This is a genomic window from Sphingomonas sp., from assembly GCF_035758555.1.
Lineage (GTDB): Bacteria > Pseudomonadota > Alphaproteobacteria > Sphingomonadales > Sphingomonadaceae > Sphingomonas_B.
This window is the reverse complement of sequence record NZ_DASTXI010000195.1, coordinates 1-12,273: the sequence shown is the minus strand read 5'-3', so window position 1 is coordinate 12,273 and position 12,273 is coordinate 1. Positions and strand designations below refer to the sequence as shown.

The following is a 12,273-nucleotide window of genomic DNA, read 5'->3' as shown; positions in this document are numbered from 1 at the left end:
TGAAAGGAGAAAAGCGCTTAACCCGTATTTGTGCGCATGATGGTTTCTCTTTCTACAGAAATGACTGACGAAAGGAGACGTATGATGATCGAGCTTGTTTATGGTCTCTACCTCGCGATCACGATCGGGATCACCGTCTGGGTCGCGCGCACTTTGTCCAAAAACGGCGAGGTCTTCCTGATCGATTGCTTCGGCCAGAACCCGCAGCTCGCCCGCTCGACCAATCATCTGCTCGTTGTCGGCTTCTACCTCGTCAATATCGGCTTCATCACGTTGACGCTCAGCCTGGGCTCGGAGCCGCAGACGGTGCCGGATGCCGTCCGCTTCCTTAGCAGCAAGGTAGGGCTGGCGGTGCTCGTGCTCGGCGCCATGCACTTCTTCAACATGGGGGCCATCGCGCAGTTCGGCCGGAAGGTGAACGGATGGCTGGCAGAAAACGGCGCCGCCGCCGAAGTGGGAGCGGCATAATGGCCAAGGCCGAATATGCGGCGGGGCTGCTCTACGGCATCTTCGCCGCCGGCCCGGCCTTTGTCGCTGGACTGGGCATCGTTGAGATCGCGGGAGCGAGGGCAGCACTGCCCACCCAGGCGGGGCTATATGCGGCGCTTGCAGTCCTGTCGGTTCCGTTTGGTGCGATCATAGGCTGCGTGCCCGTGATGTTCGGCACAGGTGTCCTCGGCTGGCTGGGCAAATACAACATCGGGAGCCGGCTGCCGCCGGTCTGGGCGCTGGCCGGGGCGGCAATGGCGGGCGTGCCTGCCTGGATGGTCAACCACAGAGAGGCAGGCGACGCGATGGCTGCGTTTGCGATCGCAGGCGCGCTATCCGCCCTCGCGGCCCGGGCCGGCACGCGCTGGGTAGATGACGACGCGCTTCATCCGCCCTGCTCCTATGCCGACCGCTGAACAGGCAGGCCCGGCTTGCCCGGCCGGCTTGCGGCTCCTAAGCGCCGCTCCCATGCACGACATCCACATCATCGGCGGTGGCCTCGCCGGGTCCGAGGCCGCCTGGCAGCTCGCGGAGGCGGGCTTTCGCGTGCGGCTGTCGGAGATGCGCGGCGTCGAAGGAACCCCGGCGCACCAGACCGACGGGCTGGCGGAGCTGGTGTGTTCGAACAGCTTCCGGTCGGACGACGCCGACAGCAACGCGGTCGGGCTGCTGCATGCCGAGATGCGCGCGCTCGGATCGCTGATCATGCGGGAGGGCGACCGCAACCGGGTGCCGGCCGGCTCCGCGCTCGCCGTCGACCGCGACGGGTTTTCGGCCGGCGTGACCGAGGCGCTTGCCGCGCATCCCAATATCGAGATCGTCCGCGAGCGGGTCGACACTCTGCCCGCCTCGGGTCCGACGATTGTCGCGACCGGCCCGCTGACCGCCGCGCAGCTCGCCGGGTCGATCGGCGCAGCAACCGGTCGCGACAGCCTCGCCTTTTTCGACGCGATCGCGCCGATCGTGCACCGCGACTCGATCGACATGGACGTCGCCTGGTTCCAGTCGCGCTGGGACAAGGGCGACGGCGACGATTACATCAACTGCCCGCTCGACCGCGACCAGTACCAGGCGTTCGTGCAGGGTCTGATCGACGGCGAGAAGACAGAGTTCAAGGAGTGGGAACGAAGCACGCCCTATTTCGAAGGCTGCATGCCGATCGAAGTCATGGCGTCGCGCGGGCCGGAGACGCTGCGCCACGGCCCGATGAAGCCGTTCGGGCTGCGCGATCCGCGAACGGGCAAGCGCCCTTACGCGGTCGTCCAGCTGCGCCAGGACAATGCGCTCGGCACGCTCTGGAACATCGTCGGGTTCCAGACCAAGCTGAAGCATGCCGAGCAGGTGCGGCTGTTCCGCACCATCCCTGGTCTGGAACGGGCCGAGTTTGCGCGGCTGGGCGGGCTGCACCGCAACACCTTCATCCGCTCGCCCGAGCTGCTTGACGCGACGTTGCGGCTGCGGGCTGCGCCGCACATCCGCTTCGCCGGCCAGATCACCGGCTGCGAAGGCTATGTCGAAAGCGCGGGCATAGGCCTGCTCGCCGGACGCTTCGCCGCTGCGGAGCTCGCCGGCCGCACGCTGGAGCCGCCGCCGCCCACCACGGCATTGGGCGCGCTGCTCGGCCACATCACCGGCGGCGCGGCGGCGGACAGCTACCAGCCGATGAACGTCAATTTCGGCCTGTTCCCGCCGGCAGACGGCGCGCCGAAAAAGGCCGAGCGCAAGCTGGCGCTGACGGCACGGGCAAAGCGGGATCTGGCGGCGTGGCTGACGGGCAACCAGAGCCCGTTCGCTGCGAGCAAAGTCGAAAAGCGCAGTCCCGCAGGTGACCGTTTCTCGACTTCGCTCGAAACGAACGGAGCCCTCTAACTCTCATCCTCGTCCCGTGCAGGCGGCGGGCAGTTCGGTTTCGGACGCGCCTTGCGCACCACGCGTGTCGTCGCGAACTCGGTCCGCGTCAGTGCCTTCGACCTGTCCGCATCGGCGCCGGCGAATTTGTCGATCGTCTTCTTCGCCCATTCGTCGAAGCCCAGCCGGCCGTCATGATCGGTGTCGAGCCGCGCGAACGCCTTGCGCCGGTTCGCCAGATACTCGTCGGCGCTGACCTGCTCGTTGCGGTCCTTGTCGTAACGGTCGAAGCGCTTCTGCTCGCGCGTGCGCTCCTCGGCTTCGGGCGGCGCACCGTCGGATGCGGCAGTCGAGCGCGCCAGCGGCGGCGCGACGGCGGACAGTAGCGGCGCGCTCTGCTTCCCGTTCGTCCACCAGATCAGCCCCGCGCCGACCAGCAGCAGCGCCGATGCCACGCCCGCAAGAAACCGCCCCATGTCGAAGCTCCCCCCGTTTCGTGCGAGCTTAGGAAGCGTCAGCGGCCGGTCAACCCCGCGGCAAGGGCCCGCAAAACGCGGCCTGGCGATCCCTGGTGTCGCGGACGATCCAGCCCGCGCCGAAGATCGCGTCGCGCCAGCGCGGCAATCACGGCCAGCGGCTTGGGCAAGCGCGCCGGCGCCGCATGGCGCCCGGCCAGCGCCAGCGCCAGCGCCCGCTCGGCCGTCGCCCGGTCGCTGATCCGGAAAGCGAGATCGGTCAGCGCCCACAGTTGGCCCGCTTTCTCCGATTCCTCCTGCGATCCGCCGAGCAGAGCGGCTGCGGCGCGGAACAGCGTTCCGCCGCGGCCGGCCGCATAGGCGGCAAGCGCCTCCTCGGGCAACGGCAGCGGATCGAGCAGCGCTTCCCACCCGTCGATCAGCGGCAGTAGCGCGGCGGGCTCGATCGCCTGCGCGCGGCCAAGCGCCACCAGCACCGGATCGACCGGCTGCGATCCGTGCAGCGATTGCAGCGCATCGTGCCACCAGGTCAGCCGCATCTGCCCGACCGCCGGGTTCTCGGTCCGCGCGACGATCGCCCCCAGCCGCTCGTCGAGCACCCACAAAGCAGCAAGCGCCTCCTTCGCGGCAGCCGGTGCATAGGCCAGCGCCAGCGTCCGTTCCGGGTCTTCGGGCCTCAGCGGGGGATCGTCCGCATTCATGCTGTTACCCGCCGTTAACCTCGACCCTTCAGGGGCCCTTAGGCCTGTTGCGCGATAGCTCAGGCACGTTCGCCCGAGGTGTACATGTTCGCGACCAGACGCAAACCGCAACCGAACCGCAAGCCTGGCTTCCTCCAGCGGCTGGCGCGCAACGTCGCCGGCACCACCGCGGCGCTGATGGCCGCATCGCTGATTCCGCTTGCAGCCTTTGCCGGTGCGGCGGTCGATACCGCGCGGCTGTACGTCGTCAAGGTCCGGCTGCAACAGGCATGCGACGCAGGCGCGCTGGCCGGTCGCAAGTTCATGACCGGCTCGACGCTCGATTCAAACGCCACCACCCAGGCCAACGCCTTCTTCACCAACAATTTCCGCGCCGGCTGGTTCACCACGAGCGGCGTCAGCTTCACGCCGACGCTGACCGAGGATGGGCAGGTCCGTGCCTCCGCGCGCGCCACCGTGCCGATGACGCTGATGACGATGTTCGGCAACGGCTCGGTCACGCTGAATGCGACCTGCCAGGCGCGGCTGGACATTCCGGACGTCGACATCATGTTCGTGCTGGACACGACCGGATCGATGGCCTGCGCCGCGTCTGACAGCCAGTCCACCTGCGGCTATTATGTCGTCTCCAACACGTCGCAATCGGGCGGTGTCTGGTCGGTCGCGGAAAAGAGCAATTCGCGCATCAAGGCGCTCCGATCGGCCGTGCTCACCTTCTACGATACGCTCGAGGGTGCCGCCGATCCCAGCACGCACATCCGTTACGGCGTGGTACCCTACTCTTCGACGGTCAACGTCGGCTATCTGCTACGCAATCTGAACACGTCGTACCTGGTTTCCGATAATTGGAACTATCAATCCCGCAAGTGGGTCGGAGACGCGAACGGCAGCTCGTCGAACGACACCGTATCTGCATCCAATAGCTCGACCTGCGATTCCTATGAGCGGCCCCGGACTCCCGCTGTCGGCTATCCGGCTACGGTGGTCACGACGTCGTGGAACAGCAGCAGGAGCCGGTGCACCCGCACGACCACGCAGAAAATCCCGAACTTCACCTATAACCAGTACACCTGGGACATCAGCAACTACGTGACCGGCGCGGCCACGCCCAATCCGGCGGCGGAGCAGCAGCGGGTTGGCGTGACCGGCCCCACCGACACCTGGGCCGGCTGCATCGAGGAGCGCGATACCAGCGCGCTGTCCTCCTTCAGCACGCCGCTTCCCTATGACCTCGACGTCGATCTGGTGCCGAGCTCGCGTGCGACGCGCTGGCGCCCGATGTGGCCGGAGGTCATCTACGACCGCAACGGCACGCCGGAGACGACCAGCGCCACGCGCGTCGCACCGATCAACAATAATGCCTATTACTACAACCTCATGGCATGCCCGAAGCAGGCCCAGCGCCTGGAGGTGCTGACTCGCGACGATCTGGACGACTATGTCACCGCCGCGGACTTCAAGCCGATGGGGCACACCTATCACGATATCGGCATGATCTGGGGCGTCCGCATGCTGTCGCCGACCGGCATCTTCAAGGGCGATACCGACTGCTGGCCCAACCGCCCCTGCCCGCAGCGCTACATCGTCTTCATGACCGACGGCCAGATGGAGCCGGATCCGTCGGTTTACGGCGCCTATGGCTTCGAGAAGTTCGACAGGCGCGTGACCGGCGGCTCGACCAGCCAGCAGACCAATTATCACAATGCACGCCTCGCCGTTGCCTGCGATGCCGCCAAGGCACGCAACATCACGGTGTTCGTGGTCGCCTATGCGCAAACGCTGACGTCCCAGCTCAGCGCATGTGCGTCGCCCGGAAAAGCCTTCGAGGCGACCGACGACGCGCAGCTTGCATCCGCATTCCGCACGATCGCATCGCAGATTGCAGATTTGAGGCTGTCGCAATGATCCGTCCGCTCGCCGCACTCGCACGCGACCGCCGGGGCACCACCCTCGTCGAGTTCGCCGTCCTCGCGCCGACCTTGCTGGTGCTGATCATGGCGTCGATGGAGCTCGCCCATCAGTCCTACGCGCAGTCGGTGCTGGAAGGGGCGCTGCAAAAGGCGGCGCGCGATTCCAGCCTCGAAGGCGGCGCACAGCGGACCGACGCGATCGACGACGCCGTGAAGACGCAGATTGCGCGTGTGATCCACGGCGGGATCTATACGAGCAGCCGCAAAAGCTATTCGAATTTCTCGAACCTGAAGGGCGAGCGGTTCACCGACAACAACAGCAACGGCAAGCGCGACTCCGGCGAATGCTTCGATGATGCAAACGGCAACAAGACGTGGGATGCCGATCCCGGCATTTCGGGCCAGGGCGGTGCCAACGACGTCACGATGTACCGGATGCAGGTCAGCTACCCGCGCCTGTTCCCCCTCGCCGGCCTGCTCGGCTGGCCCGATACCCGCACGATTTCCGCCACGACCTATCTGAAGAACCAGCCCTTCGGCACTCAGTCTGCGGTGGTGACGATATGCACGTGATTCCCGCCCGCACCCTCCGCCTTCCCCGCTTCATCCGTGAGCTCAAGGCCGATCTTGGCGGCATCGCCGCAGTCGAATTCGCCCTCGCGCTGCCGGCGGTGATGGGTTTCGGAATGTATGGGATCGAGGTCGCGAACCTCGCCCAGACGCACCTGCGCGTCAGCCAGGCCGCGCTCGCCCTGGCCGACAACGCCTCGCGCGTCGGCATCATGACCAACCTGAACGTCCAGCAGCTCCGCGAAGTCGATATCAACGACATCATCGAAGGCGTGCGGGCACAGGCGAAGAACCTCAATCTCGGCGTCAACGGCCGGATCACGCTATCCAGCCTCGAAACGAACAGCAGCGGCGGCCAATGGATTCACTGGCAGCGCTGCCTTGGGCTGAAGCGCGGTCCCGGCTGGGATTCGTCGTACAAGAAAGAAGGCGAAGGCATAACCGGCACCTCCTTCGCCGGCATGGGACCGGCGGGCAAGGAAGTGAAGGCGCCTCCCGGCGCGGCCGTGATGTTCGTGGAGATCAACTATCAGTACCAGCCGATCATCGGTGCGTGGCTGATCGGCTCGCCCCGGATCACCTACACGGCATCCTATGTCGTCCGCGACAAGCGCGACCTCGACCAGACCTACCCATACAACGGCGCGAAGAACGGCGGCGTCGCGACCGGCGGCGTGTACAATCCCAGCCCGCAGGTCACGCCGATGACCTGCGACAAATACACGACCTGACGATCGTCCGACGCCTCTAGCGGTAGCAGACCTTCTTCGCCGCCTCGACGACGCGGGCGGTGTCGATCAGCGCCGCTTTCTCCAGGTTAGCGGCATAGGGCAGCGGCACGTCCTCATTGGTCACGCGCAGCACCGGCGCGTCGAGGTCGTCGAAGCCCTTTTCCATCGCCACTGCGGCGATTTCGCTGGAGATCGAGCAGGTCGGCCAGCCTTCCTCGACCACGACCATCCGGTTGGTCTTGGCGAGGCTCTTCAGCACCGTCTCCGTATCGAGCGGACGCAGCGTGCGCAGGTCGATCACTTCGGCGTCGATGCCCTCGCCCGCCAGCTGCTCGGCCGCTTCCAGTGCGACGCCGACGCCGATCGAGTAGCTGACCAGAGTCACGTCCTTACCCGGCTTCATCACGCGCGCCTTGCCGATCGGCAGCACGAAATCGTCGAGCTTCGGCACGTCGAAGCTGCGGCCGTAGAGCAGTTCGTTCTCCAGGAACACGACCGGGTCCTCGCTGCGGATCGCCGCCTTCAGCAATCCCTTCGCGTCGGCCGCGTCATAGGGCGAGATCACGATCAGGCCCGGCACGCTGGCGTACCAGGGGCCGTAGTTCTGGCTGTGCTGCGCCGCCACGCGCGAAGCGGCGCCGTTCGGGCCGCGGAACACCATCGGGCAGCGCATCTGGCCGCCCGACATATAGTTGGTCTTGGCGGCCGAGTTGATGATGTGGTCGATCGCCTGCATCGCGAAGTTGAACGTCATGAACTCGACGATCGGGCGCAGCCCGCCCATCGCAGCACCCGTGCCGACGCCGGCAAAGCCATATTCGGTGATCGGCGTATCGATCACCCGCTTCGGCCCGAACTCGTCGAGCAAGCCCTGCGTGACCTTGTAGGCGCCCTGATATTCGGCGACTTCCTCGCCCATCACGAAGATGCGCTCGTCCTTGCGCATTTCCTCCGCCATCGCATCACGCAGCGCCTCGCGGACGGTGGTGCGGACCATCTCGGTGCCTTCCGGCACTTCCGCCTCGCCGACGGTCGCATCGTGCGTCGCCGCCTCGAACAGCTTGCGCGCGCCGGTCTCGACCTTGTGCGGCTCGGGCGTCGGCTCGGTCTTCTGGTCGGCGGGCTGGGCCTTTTCGGCCTTGGGCGCCGCAGCAGGTGCCGCTTCCTCGCCCTCGCCCGCCAGCGTCGCGATGACGGTGCCGACCTTCACCCCGTCCGTGCCCTCGGGCACCAGTATCTCGGCCACCGTGCCTTCGTCGACCGCTTCGAACTCCATCGTCGCCTTGTCGGTCTCGATCTCGGCAAGGATGTCGCCCGATTTGACGGTGTCGCCGGCTTTGACCAGCCATTTGGCGAGCGTGCCCTCTTCCATCGTCGGGGAGAGGGCCGGCATTTTCAGTTCGATCGCCATCAGTAGGATTCCACCAGCACGTCGGTATAGAGTTCGTCGAGCGCGGGCTCGGGCGAGCTTTCGGCGAAGTCCGCCGCCTCGCCGACGATGCGCCGGATGTCCTTGTCGATGTCCTTCAGCGCCGCTTCGTTGACGCCCATCTTCTCCAGCTCGCGCGCGGCATGGTCGATCGGGTCGGACTTCTCGCGCACGGCCTGGACTTCGTCGCGGCTGCGATACTTGGCAGGATCGGACATCGAATGGCCCCGATAGCGGTAGGTCTTCATCTCAAGGATGATCGGCCCCTTGCCCGCGCGCACCCATTCGGCCGCCGTCTCGCCGGCGCCGCGGCAGGCGAGCACGTCCATGCCGTCGACCTGGATACCGGGAATCCGGAAGCTTTCGCCACGCTTGTAAAGCTGGTCCTCGGCCGAGGCGCGATTGATGCTGGTGCCCATCGCATACTGGTTGTTCTCGATCACGAAGATGATCGGCAGCTTCCAGAGCTCGGCCATGTTGAAGCTCTCATAAACCTGGCCCTGGTTCGCGGCACCGTCGCCGAAATAGGCCATGCACAGCCCGCCGTCCTCGGCATATTTGTGCTTGAACGCCAGGCCGGTGCCCAGGCTCACCTGCGCGCCGACGATGCCGTGGCCGCCATAGAAGCGGTGATCGACGGAGAACATGTGCATCGACCCGCCCTTGCCCCGGCTGATGCCGGCCTCGCGCCCGGTCAGCTCGGCCATGATGACCTTCGGGTCGATGCCGTAGGCGAGCATATGGCCGTGGTCGCGATAGCCGGTGATGACGCTGTCATGCCCGCCCTTCAGCGCCGATTGCAGACCGACCGCGACCGCTTCCTGGCCGATATAGAGGTGGCAGAAGCCGCCGATCAGCCCCAGGCCGTACAGCTGCCCCGCCTTCTCCTCGAAGCGGCGGATCAGCAGCATCTGCCGGTACATTTCCAGCAGCTCGTCCTTGCTCGCCTTGTAGCGCTGCGGCTCGGGCGGACGTTCGCGGTTCGGCGTTGCGGGCGGCGCGCTTGCGGGCGCCTTGGGCTTTGCGGCACGTGCCAAGGTGTTGACCCCTTGCTGGGATGATGATTGGCGCTGCCTATAGGCCCGGTTCATCGGGCTTCGCAACCGATGGAAAGCCGGGCGCGCGTGCCCCTATCGAACCGGGTCGATCTGATCCATCGGGATGATGATCTCGTCCGGATGGGCATAGCCCAGCCGCTCGCGGATCAGCTCGTCGGCGAGATCGGGATTGGCCTTGCGCGGATCGAGCAGCGCGACGCGGTTGGCGATCGCTTTCTTGCGCGCCTCCAGCTTGGTCAGCTCCGCCTGCTTCTTTTCCAGCTGATGGCGATAGTCGCCCCAGGCGATCACGCCGTTGGGGCCCGCCAGCGCATAGCCGCCGAAGAACGCGATCACGAGCAGCGCCGCGGCCGGACCCGCCGCCCGCTTCACCAGATCCCACACGTTCCGCCGCTTCGCCATCGAACACCTTGAATCACAGCGGAGTCGCCGGATCAACCCGCTTTGTTCGCGAAGATCGCCTTACCCCCAAATTTCGCCTGGGCGCCCAGCTGCTCCTCGATCCGGATCAGCTGGTTGTATTTGGCGAGCCGGTCGGACCGGGCGAGGCTGCCGGTCTTGATCTGGCCGCAGTTGGTGGCGACCGCCAGGTCGGCGATGGTCGCATCCTCGGTCTCGCCGGAGCGGTGCGACATGACGGCGGTGTAGCCGGCGCGCTGCGCGGTCGAGACCGCTTCCAGCGTCTCGCTGAGCGTCCCGATCTGGTTGACCTTCACCAGCAGCGAATTGGCCAGGCCCTGCCGGATCCCGTCCGCCAGCCGCTTCGGGTTGGTGACGAACAGGTCGTCGCCGACCAGCTGCACCTTGGCGCCCAGCCGTTCGGTCAACGCCTTCCAGCCGGCATAATCGTCCTCCGCCATGCCGTCCTCGATCGAGCGGATCGGGTATTTGCCGCACAGCTCGGCAAGGTAATCGACCATCTGGTCCGGCGAGAGCGTCCGCCCCTCGCCTTCCAGCACGTACTGCCCGCCCTTGTAGAATTCTGTCGCCGCGCAATCGAGCGCGAGCACCACGTCCTCGCCGGGGCGATAGCCGGCCTGCTCGATCGATCGCATGATGAAGTCGAGCGCGTCCGCCGGCGAGGCGAGGTTCGGCGCGAACCCGCCTTCGTCGCCCACCGCCGTCGCCAGGCCGCGCTCGTGCAGGCCTTTCTTCAGCGTGTGGAAAATCTCCGATCCCCAGCGCACCGCCTCGGCCAGGTTCTCGGCGCCGACCGGCATCACCATGAATTCCTGGAAGTCGATCGGATTGTCGGCGTGTGCGCCGCCGTTGACGATGTTCATCATCGGCACCGGCAACAGCTGGGCCGAGACGCCGCCGACATAGCGGTAGAGCGGCAGCCCGCTCGCTTCCGCCGCCGCCTTGGCGACCGCCAGGCTGACGCCCAGGATCGCGTTCGCGCCCAGCCGCGACTTGTTCTCGGTGCCGTCGAGCGCGATCATCTGCGCATCGATATCGGCCTGGTCCTCGGCCTCCAGCCCCAGGATATTCTCGGCGATCTCGCCGTTCACCGCGCGCACTGCTTCCTCGACGCCCTTGCCGAGCCAGCGCTTCGGGTCGCCGTCGCGCTTTTCGACCGCCTCGAACGCGCCGGTCGATGCGCCCGACGGCACCGCCGCGCGGCCGAAGCTGCCGTCCTCCAGGCTCACATCGACCTCCACGGTCGGGTTGCCCCGGCTGTCGAGAATCTGGCGCGCGTGAATGTCGATGATTGCGGTCATGAAACGGTCTTCCTACATCGTTTCGGGATCGGAGCCGCCCCCTATCGGCGCGAATGCCGGAAGGCAATCGGCGGCCCCGACGAGTGGAACCGCGTTGCCGGAGCGATTGTTCTGGGGACAAGCAGATTTTGCGTTGGAAAGGGATGCGCGATGACCGATGTGAGCCAGGCGAACGACGGCGAGACGCGCCAGAGCGGCACGAGCAATAGCGGCGGGACCGCGGGTGGCGGCGAGACCACGGCCGACAAGTTCAAGAGCCAGTTCGCCTCCTTCAAGTCGCAGGCCAGCGACAAGGCGCGCGACTATGCCGGCCAGGGCGTCACCCGAGCCACCGATGCGCTCGACGAGGCGGCGAGGTTCCTCGAGGACACTGCGCGCAGCGTGGAGGAGAAGATGGGCCCGCAATATGGCCGCTACGGGTTCTCGGCGGCCGAAAGCGTGTCGGGATTCGCCGATCAGCTGCGCGGCAAGGACATGGACGAGTTGGTCGAGGACGTGCGCAGCTTCGTGCGCAAGAGCCCGGCGGTGGCGATCGGCGCCGCGGTCGGCCTCGGCTTCGTGCTCGCGCGGCTCGCCAAGGCCGGCATCGGCTATGAAGCGAACGAAAGCAGCCAGCGCGGACAGTCCGCCGCGCCTTCAGCGGGCGGCGACACCGCGCCCGCTTCGCCCACCACCACCCCGGCCTGACCGCCATGAGCGGGGACGTGCCGATCGGGCAATTGTTCAGCCAGCTCGTCGATGACGGCAAGCGCTATGCGCGCGCTGAGGTCGAGCTCTACAAGGCGAAGGCGGCCGACAAGGCGCAGCCGCTCAAGCGGGCGGCGATCTTTGCCGGCGCCGCACTGACGCTCGCGCTCTCCGCCGTCACCGCCCTGCTGGTCGGGCTGATCCTTGCACTGCAGACGCTGGTCGGCCCGCTCGCGGCGACGCTGATCGTGGTGCTGGTCACGCTCGCGATCGCCGGCGGGCTGGGCTACGCGGCCTATAAGCAGGTGCTTGAGGTGCGGCGATGATCCCGCCGGACCTGCAGGCGCGCGAAGCCGAAGCCGCGGCGGCGCGGGAACGGTTCATGACCACGTTCCACACGCTGCAGCACCGGCTGAACCCCAAGACGGTCACCGAAGACATCAAGGAAATGGCGAAGGAAAAGGTCGACGGCGTCAAGGCTGCGGCCATGGACGGCGTCGTCCAGGCGGCCACGCATCCTTCGACCGTCGCCGCGATCACCGTTCCGATCCTCGTCTATCTGTTCCGCAAACCGATCGCCCGCGGGCTGAACACGCTGTTCGGCCAGGATGAGGACGAACCGACCCAACCATATGAAACGGCGCGCGCTCCGG

At 66.5% G+C, this 12,273-nt stretch carries 15 protein-coding genes; 9 read left to right on the top strand and 6 right to left on the bottom strand.

The genetic code is table 11. From position 1 onward, the window contains the following. Window positions 1-84 precede the first annotated feature (84 nt). From VFT73_RS11650 to trmFO, 3 genes are read left to right on the top strand one after another with little or no spacing between them, the layout of a single operon-like run. Window positions 85-468: a hypothetical protein gene (locus VFT73_RS11650; RefSeq protein WP_326411225.1), complete on the top strand. Its 384-nt coding sequence runs from the start codon at window positions 85-87 to the stop codon at window positions 466-468. Beyond that, window positions 468-905, top strand: a complete 438-nt coding sequence (locus VFT73_RS11645) for a hypothetical protein (RefSeq protein WP_326411223.1) — start codon at window positions 468-470, stop codon at window positions 903-905. The genes VFT73_RS11650 and VFT73_RS11645 overlap by 1 nt, the downstream gene beginning before the upstream one ends. Before the next feature lie 52 nt (window positions 906-957). Beyond that, a complete protein-coding gene (trmFO, locus tag VFT73_RS11640) occupies window positions 958-2,358 on the top strand; it encodes a methylenetetrahydrofolate--tRNA-(uracil(54)-C(5))-methyltransferase (FADH(2)-oxidizing) TrmFO (protein ID WP_326411221.1) in 1,401 nt (466 codons plus the stop codon). Here trmFO and VFT73_RS11635 read toward each other — a convergent pair. Together VFT73_RS11635 and VFT73_RS11630 are read right to left on the bottom strand one after the other, a co-directional pair. Beyond that, window positions 2,355-2,813, bottom strand: a complete 459-nt coding sequence (locus VFT73_RS11635; protein ID WP_326411219.1) for a histidine kinase — start codon at window positions 2,811-2,813, stop codon at window positions 2,355-2,357. The two genes, trmFO and VFT73_RS11635, sit on opposite strands and share 4 nt — an antisense overlap. A 38-nt stretch (window positions 2,814-2,851) precedes the next feature. Beyond that, window positions 2,852-3,514, bottom strand: coding sequence for a squalene/phytoene synthase family protein (locus VFT73_RS11630; RefSeq protein ID WP_326411217.1), 663 nt, complete (start codon window positions 3,512-3,514; stop codon window positions 2,852-2,854). A gap of 84 nt (window positions 3,515-3,598) precedes the next feature. Between VFT73_RS11630 and VFT73_RS11625 the strand changes: the two genes are divergently transcribed. From VFT73_RS11625 to VFT73_RS11615, 3 genes are read left to right on the top strand one after another with little or no spacing between them, the layout of a single operon-like run. After that, window positions 3,599-5,419: a TadE/TadG family type IV pilus assembly protein gene (locus VFT73_RS11625; protein ID WP_326411214.1), complete on the top strand. Its 1,821-nt coding sequence runs from the start codon at window positions 3,599-3,601 to the stop codon at window positions 5,417-5,419. Continuing rightward, on the top strand, window positions 5,416-5,997 hold the full coding sequence (locus VFT73_RS11620; protein ID WP_326411212.1) for a TadE/TadG family type IV pilus assembly protein: 582 nt from the start codon (window positions 5,416-5,418) through the stop codon (window positions 5,995-5,997). The genes VFT73_RS11625 and VFT73_RS11620 overlap by 4 nt, the downstream gene beginning before the upstream one ends. Next, entirely contained in the window at window positions 5,988-6,725 is a 738-nt protein-coding gene (locus VFT73_RS11615) for a histidine kinase (RefSeq protein WP_326411210.1), read from the top strand. The genes VFT73_RS11620 and VFT73_RS11615 overlap by 10 nt, the downstream gene beginning before the upstream one ends. A 16-nt stretch (window positions 6,726-6,741) precedes the next feature. On the opposite strand, the gene VFT73_RS11610 is transcribed toward VFT73_RS11615, so the two are convergent. Genes VFT73_RS11610 through eno form a run of 4 tightly spaced genes read right to left on the bottom strand, consistent with a single transcriptional unit; the run spans window position 6,742 to window position 10,933 of the window. Beyond that, the gene (locus VFT73_RS11610) at window positions 6,742-8,136 is read right to left on the bottom strand and encodes a pyruvate dehydrogenase complex E1 component subunit beta (RefSeq protein ID WP_326411208.1); all 1,395 of its coding nucleotides are present in this window, start codon (window positions 8,134-8,136) and stop codon (window positions 6,742-6,744) included. Continuing rightward, the gene (gene pdhA, locus VFT73_RS11605; RefSeq protein ID WP_414712820.1) at window positions 8,136-9,245 is read right to left on the bottom strand and encodes a pyruvate dehydrogenase (acetyl-transferring) E1 component subunit alpha; all 1,110 of its coding nucleotides are present in this window, start codon (window positions 9,243-9,245) and stop codon (window positions 8,136-8,138) included. The genes VFT73_RS11610 and pdhA overlap by 1 nt, the downstream gene beginning before the upstream one ends. Before the next feature lie 39 nt (window positions 9,246-9,284). Then, complete coding sequence (locus VFT73_RS11600) at window positions 9,285-9,614, bottom strand: FtsB family cell division protein (protein WP_326411204.1); 330 nt, start codon at window positions 9,612-9,614, stop codon at window positions 9,285-9,287. Between the two features lie 32 nt (window positions 9,615-9,646). Next, the gene (gene eno, locus VFT73_RS11595) at window positions 9,647-10,933 is read right to left on the bottom strand and encodes a phosphopyruvate hydratase (RefSeq protein WP_326411202.1); all 1,287 of its coding nucleotides are present in this window, start codon (window positions 10,931-10,933) and stop codon (window positions 9,647-9,649) included. 150 nt (window positions 10,934-11,083) lie between these two features. Here eno and VFT73_RS11590 point away from each other — a divergent pair, with 150 nt between their 5' ends. From VFT73_RS11590 to VFT73_RS11580, 3 genes are all read left to right on the top strand, one after another. Then, a complete protein-coding gene (locus VFT73_RS11590; protein ID WP_326411200.1) occupies window positions 11,084-11,620 on the top strand; it encodes a hypothetical protein in 537 nt (178 codons plus the stop codon). A gap of 5 nt (window positions 11,621-11,625) precedes the next feature. Then, window positions 11,626-11,946, top strand: coding sequence for a phage holin family protein (locus tag VFT73_RS11585; protein ID WP_326411197.1), 321 nt, complete (start codon window positions 11,626-11,628; stop codon window positions 11,944-11,946). Continuing rightward, window positions 11,943-12,273: hypothetical protein (locus VFT73_RS11580; RefSeq protein WP_326411194.1), on the top strand; the 331-nt coding region annotated here is incomplete at its 3' end. The genes VFT73_RS11585 and VFT73_RS11580, both read left to right, overlap by 4 nt.

Bases quoted from the DNA above. Each gene is read 5' to 3' on its own strand.
- VFT73_RS11645 (WP_326411223.1), top strand. From the start codon at position 468: ATGGCCAAGGCCGAATATGCGGCGGGGCTGCTCTACGGCATCTTCGCC.
- VFT73_RS11635 (WP_326411219.1), bottom strand. From the start codon at position 2,813: ATGGGGCGGTTTCTTGCGGGCGTGGCATCGGCGCTGCTGCTGGTCGGC.
- VFT73_RS11585 (WP_326411197.1), top strand. From the start codon at position 11,626: ATGAGCGGGGACGTGCCGATCGGGCAATTGTTCAGCCAGCTCGTCGAT.
- pdhA (WP_414712820.1), bottom strand. From the start codon at position 9,245: ATGAACCGGGCCTATAGGCAGCGCCAATCATCATCCCAGCAAGGGGTC.
- VFT73_RS11590 (WP_326411200.1), top strand. From the start codon at position 11,084: ATGACCGATGTGAGCCAGGCGAACGACGGCGAGACGCGCCAGAGCGGC.
- VFT73_RS11625 (WP_326411214.1), top strand. From the start codon at position 3,599: ATGTTCGCGACCAGACGCAAACCGCAACCGAACCGCAAGCCTGGCTTC.
- VFT73_RS11600 (WP_326411204.1), bottom strand. From the start codon at position 9,614: ATGGCGAAGCGGCGGAACGTGTGGGATCTGGTGAAGCGGGCGGCGGGT.
- VFT73_RS11620 (WP_326411212.1), top strand. From the start codon at position 5,416: ATGATCCGTCCGCTCGCCGCACTCGCACGCGACCGCCGGGGCACCACC.
- VFT73_RS11610 (WP_326411208.1), bottom strand. From the start codon at position 8,136: ATGGCGATCGAACTGAAAATGCCGGCCCTCTCCCCGACGATGGAAGAG.
- VFT73_RS11650 (WP_326411225.1), top strand. From the start codon at position 85: ATGATCGAGCTTGTTTATGGTCTCTACCTCGCGATCACGATCGGGATC.
- eno (WP_326411202.1), bottom strand. From the start codon at position 10,933: ATGACCGCAATCATCGACATTCACGCGCGCCAGATTCTCGACAGCCGG.
- trmFO (WP_326411221.1), top strand. From the start codon at position 958: ATGCACGACATCCACATCATCGGCGGTGGCCTCGCCGGGTCCGAGGCC.
- VFT73_RS11630 (WP_326411217.1), bottom strand. From the start codon at position 3,514: ATGAATGCGGACGATCCCCCGCTGAGGCCCGAAGACCCGGAACGGACG.
- VFT73_RS11615 (WP_326411210.1), top strand. From the start codon at position 5,988: ATGCACGTGATTCCCGCCCGCACCCTCCGCCTTCCCCGCTTCATCCGT.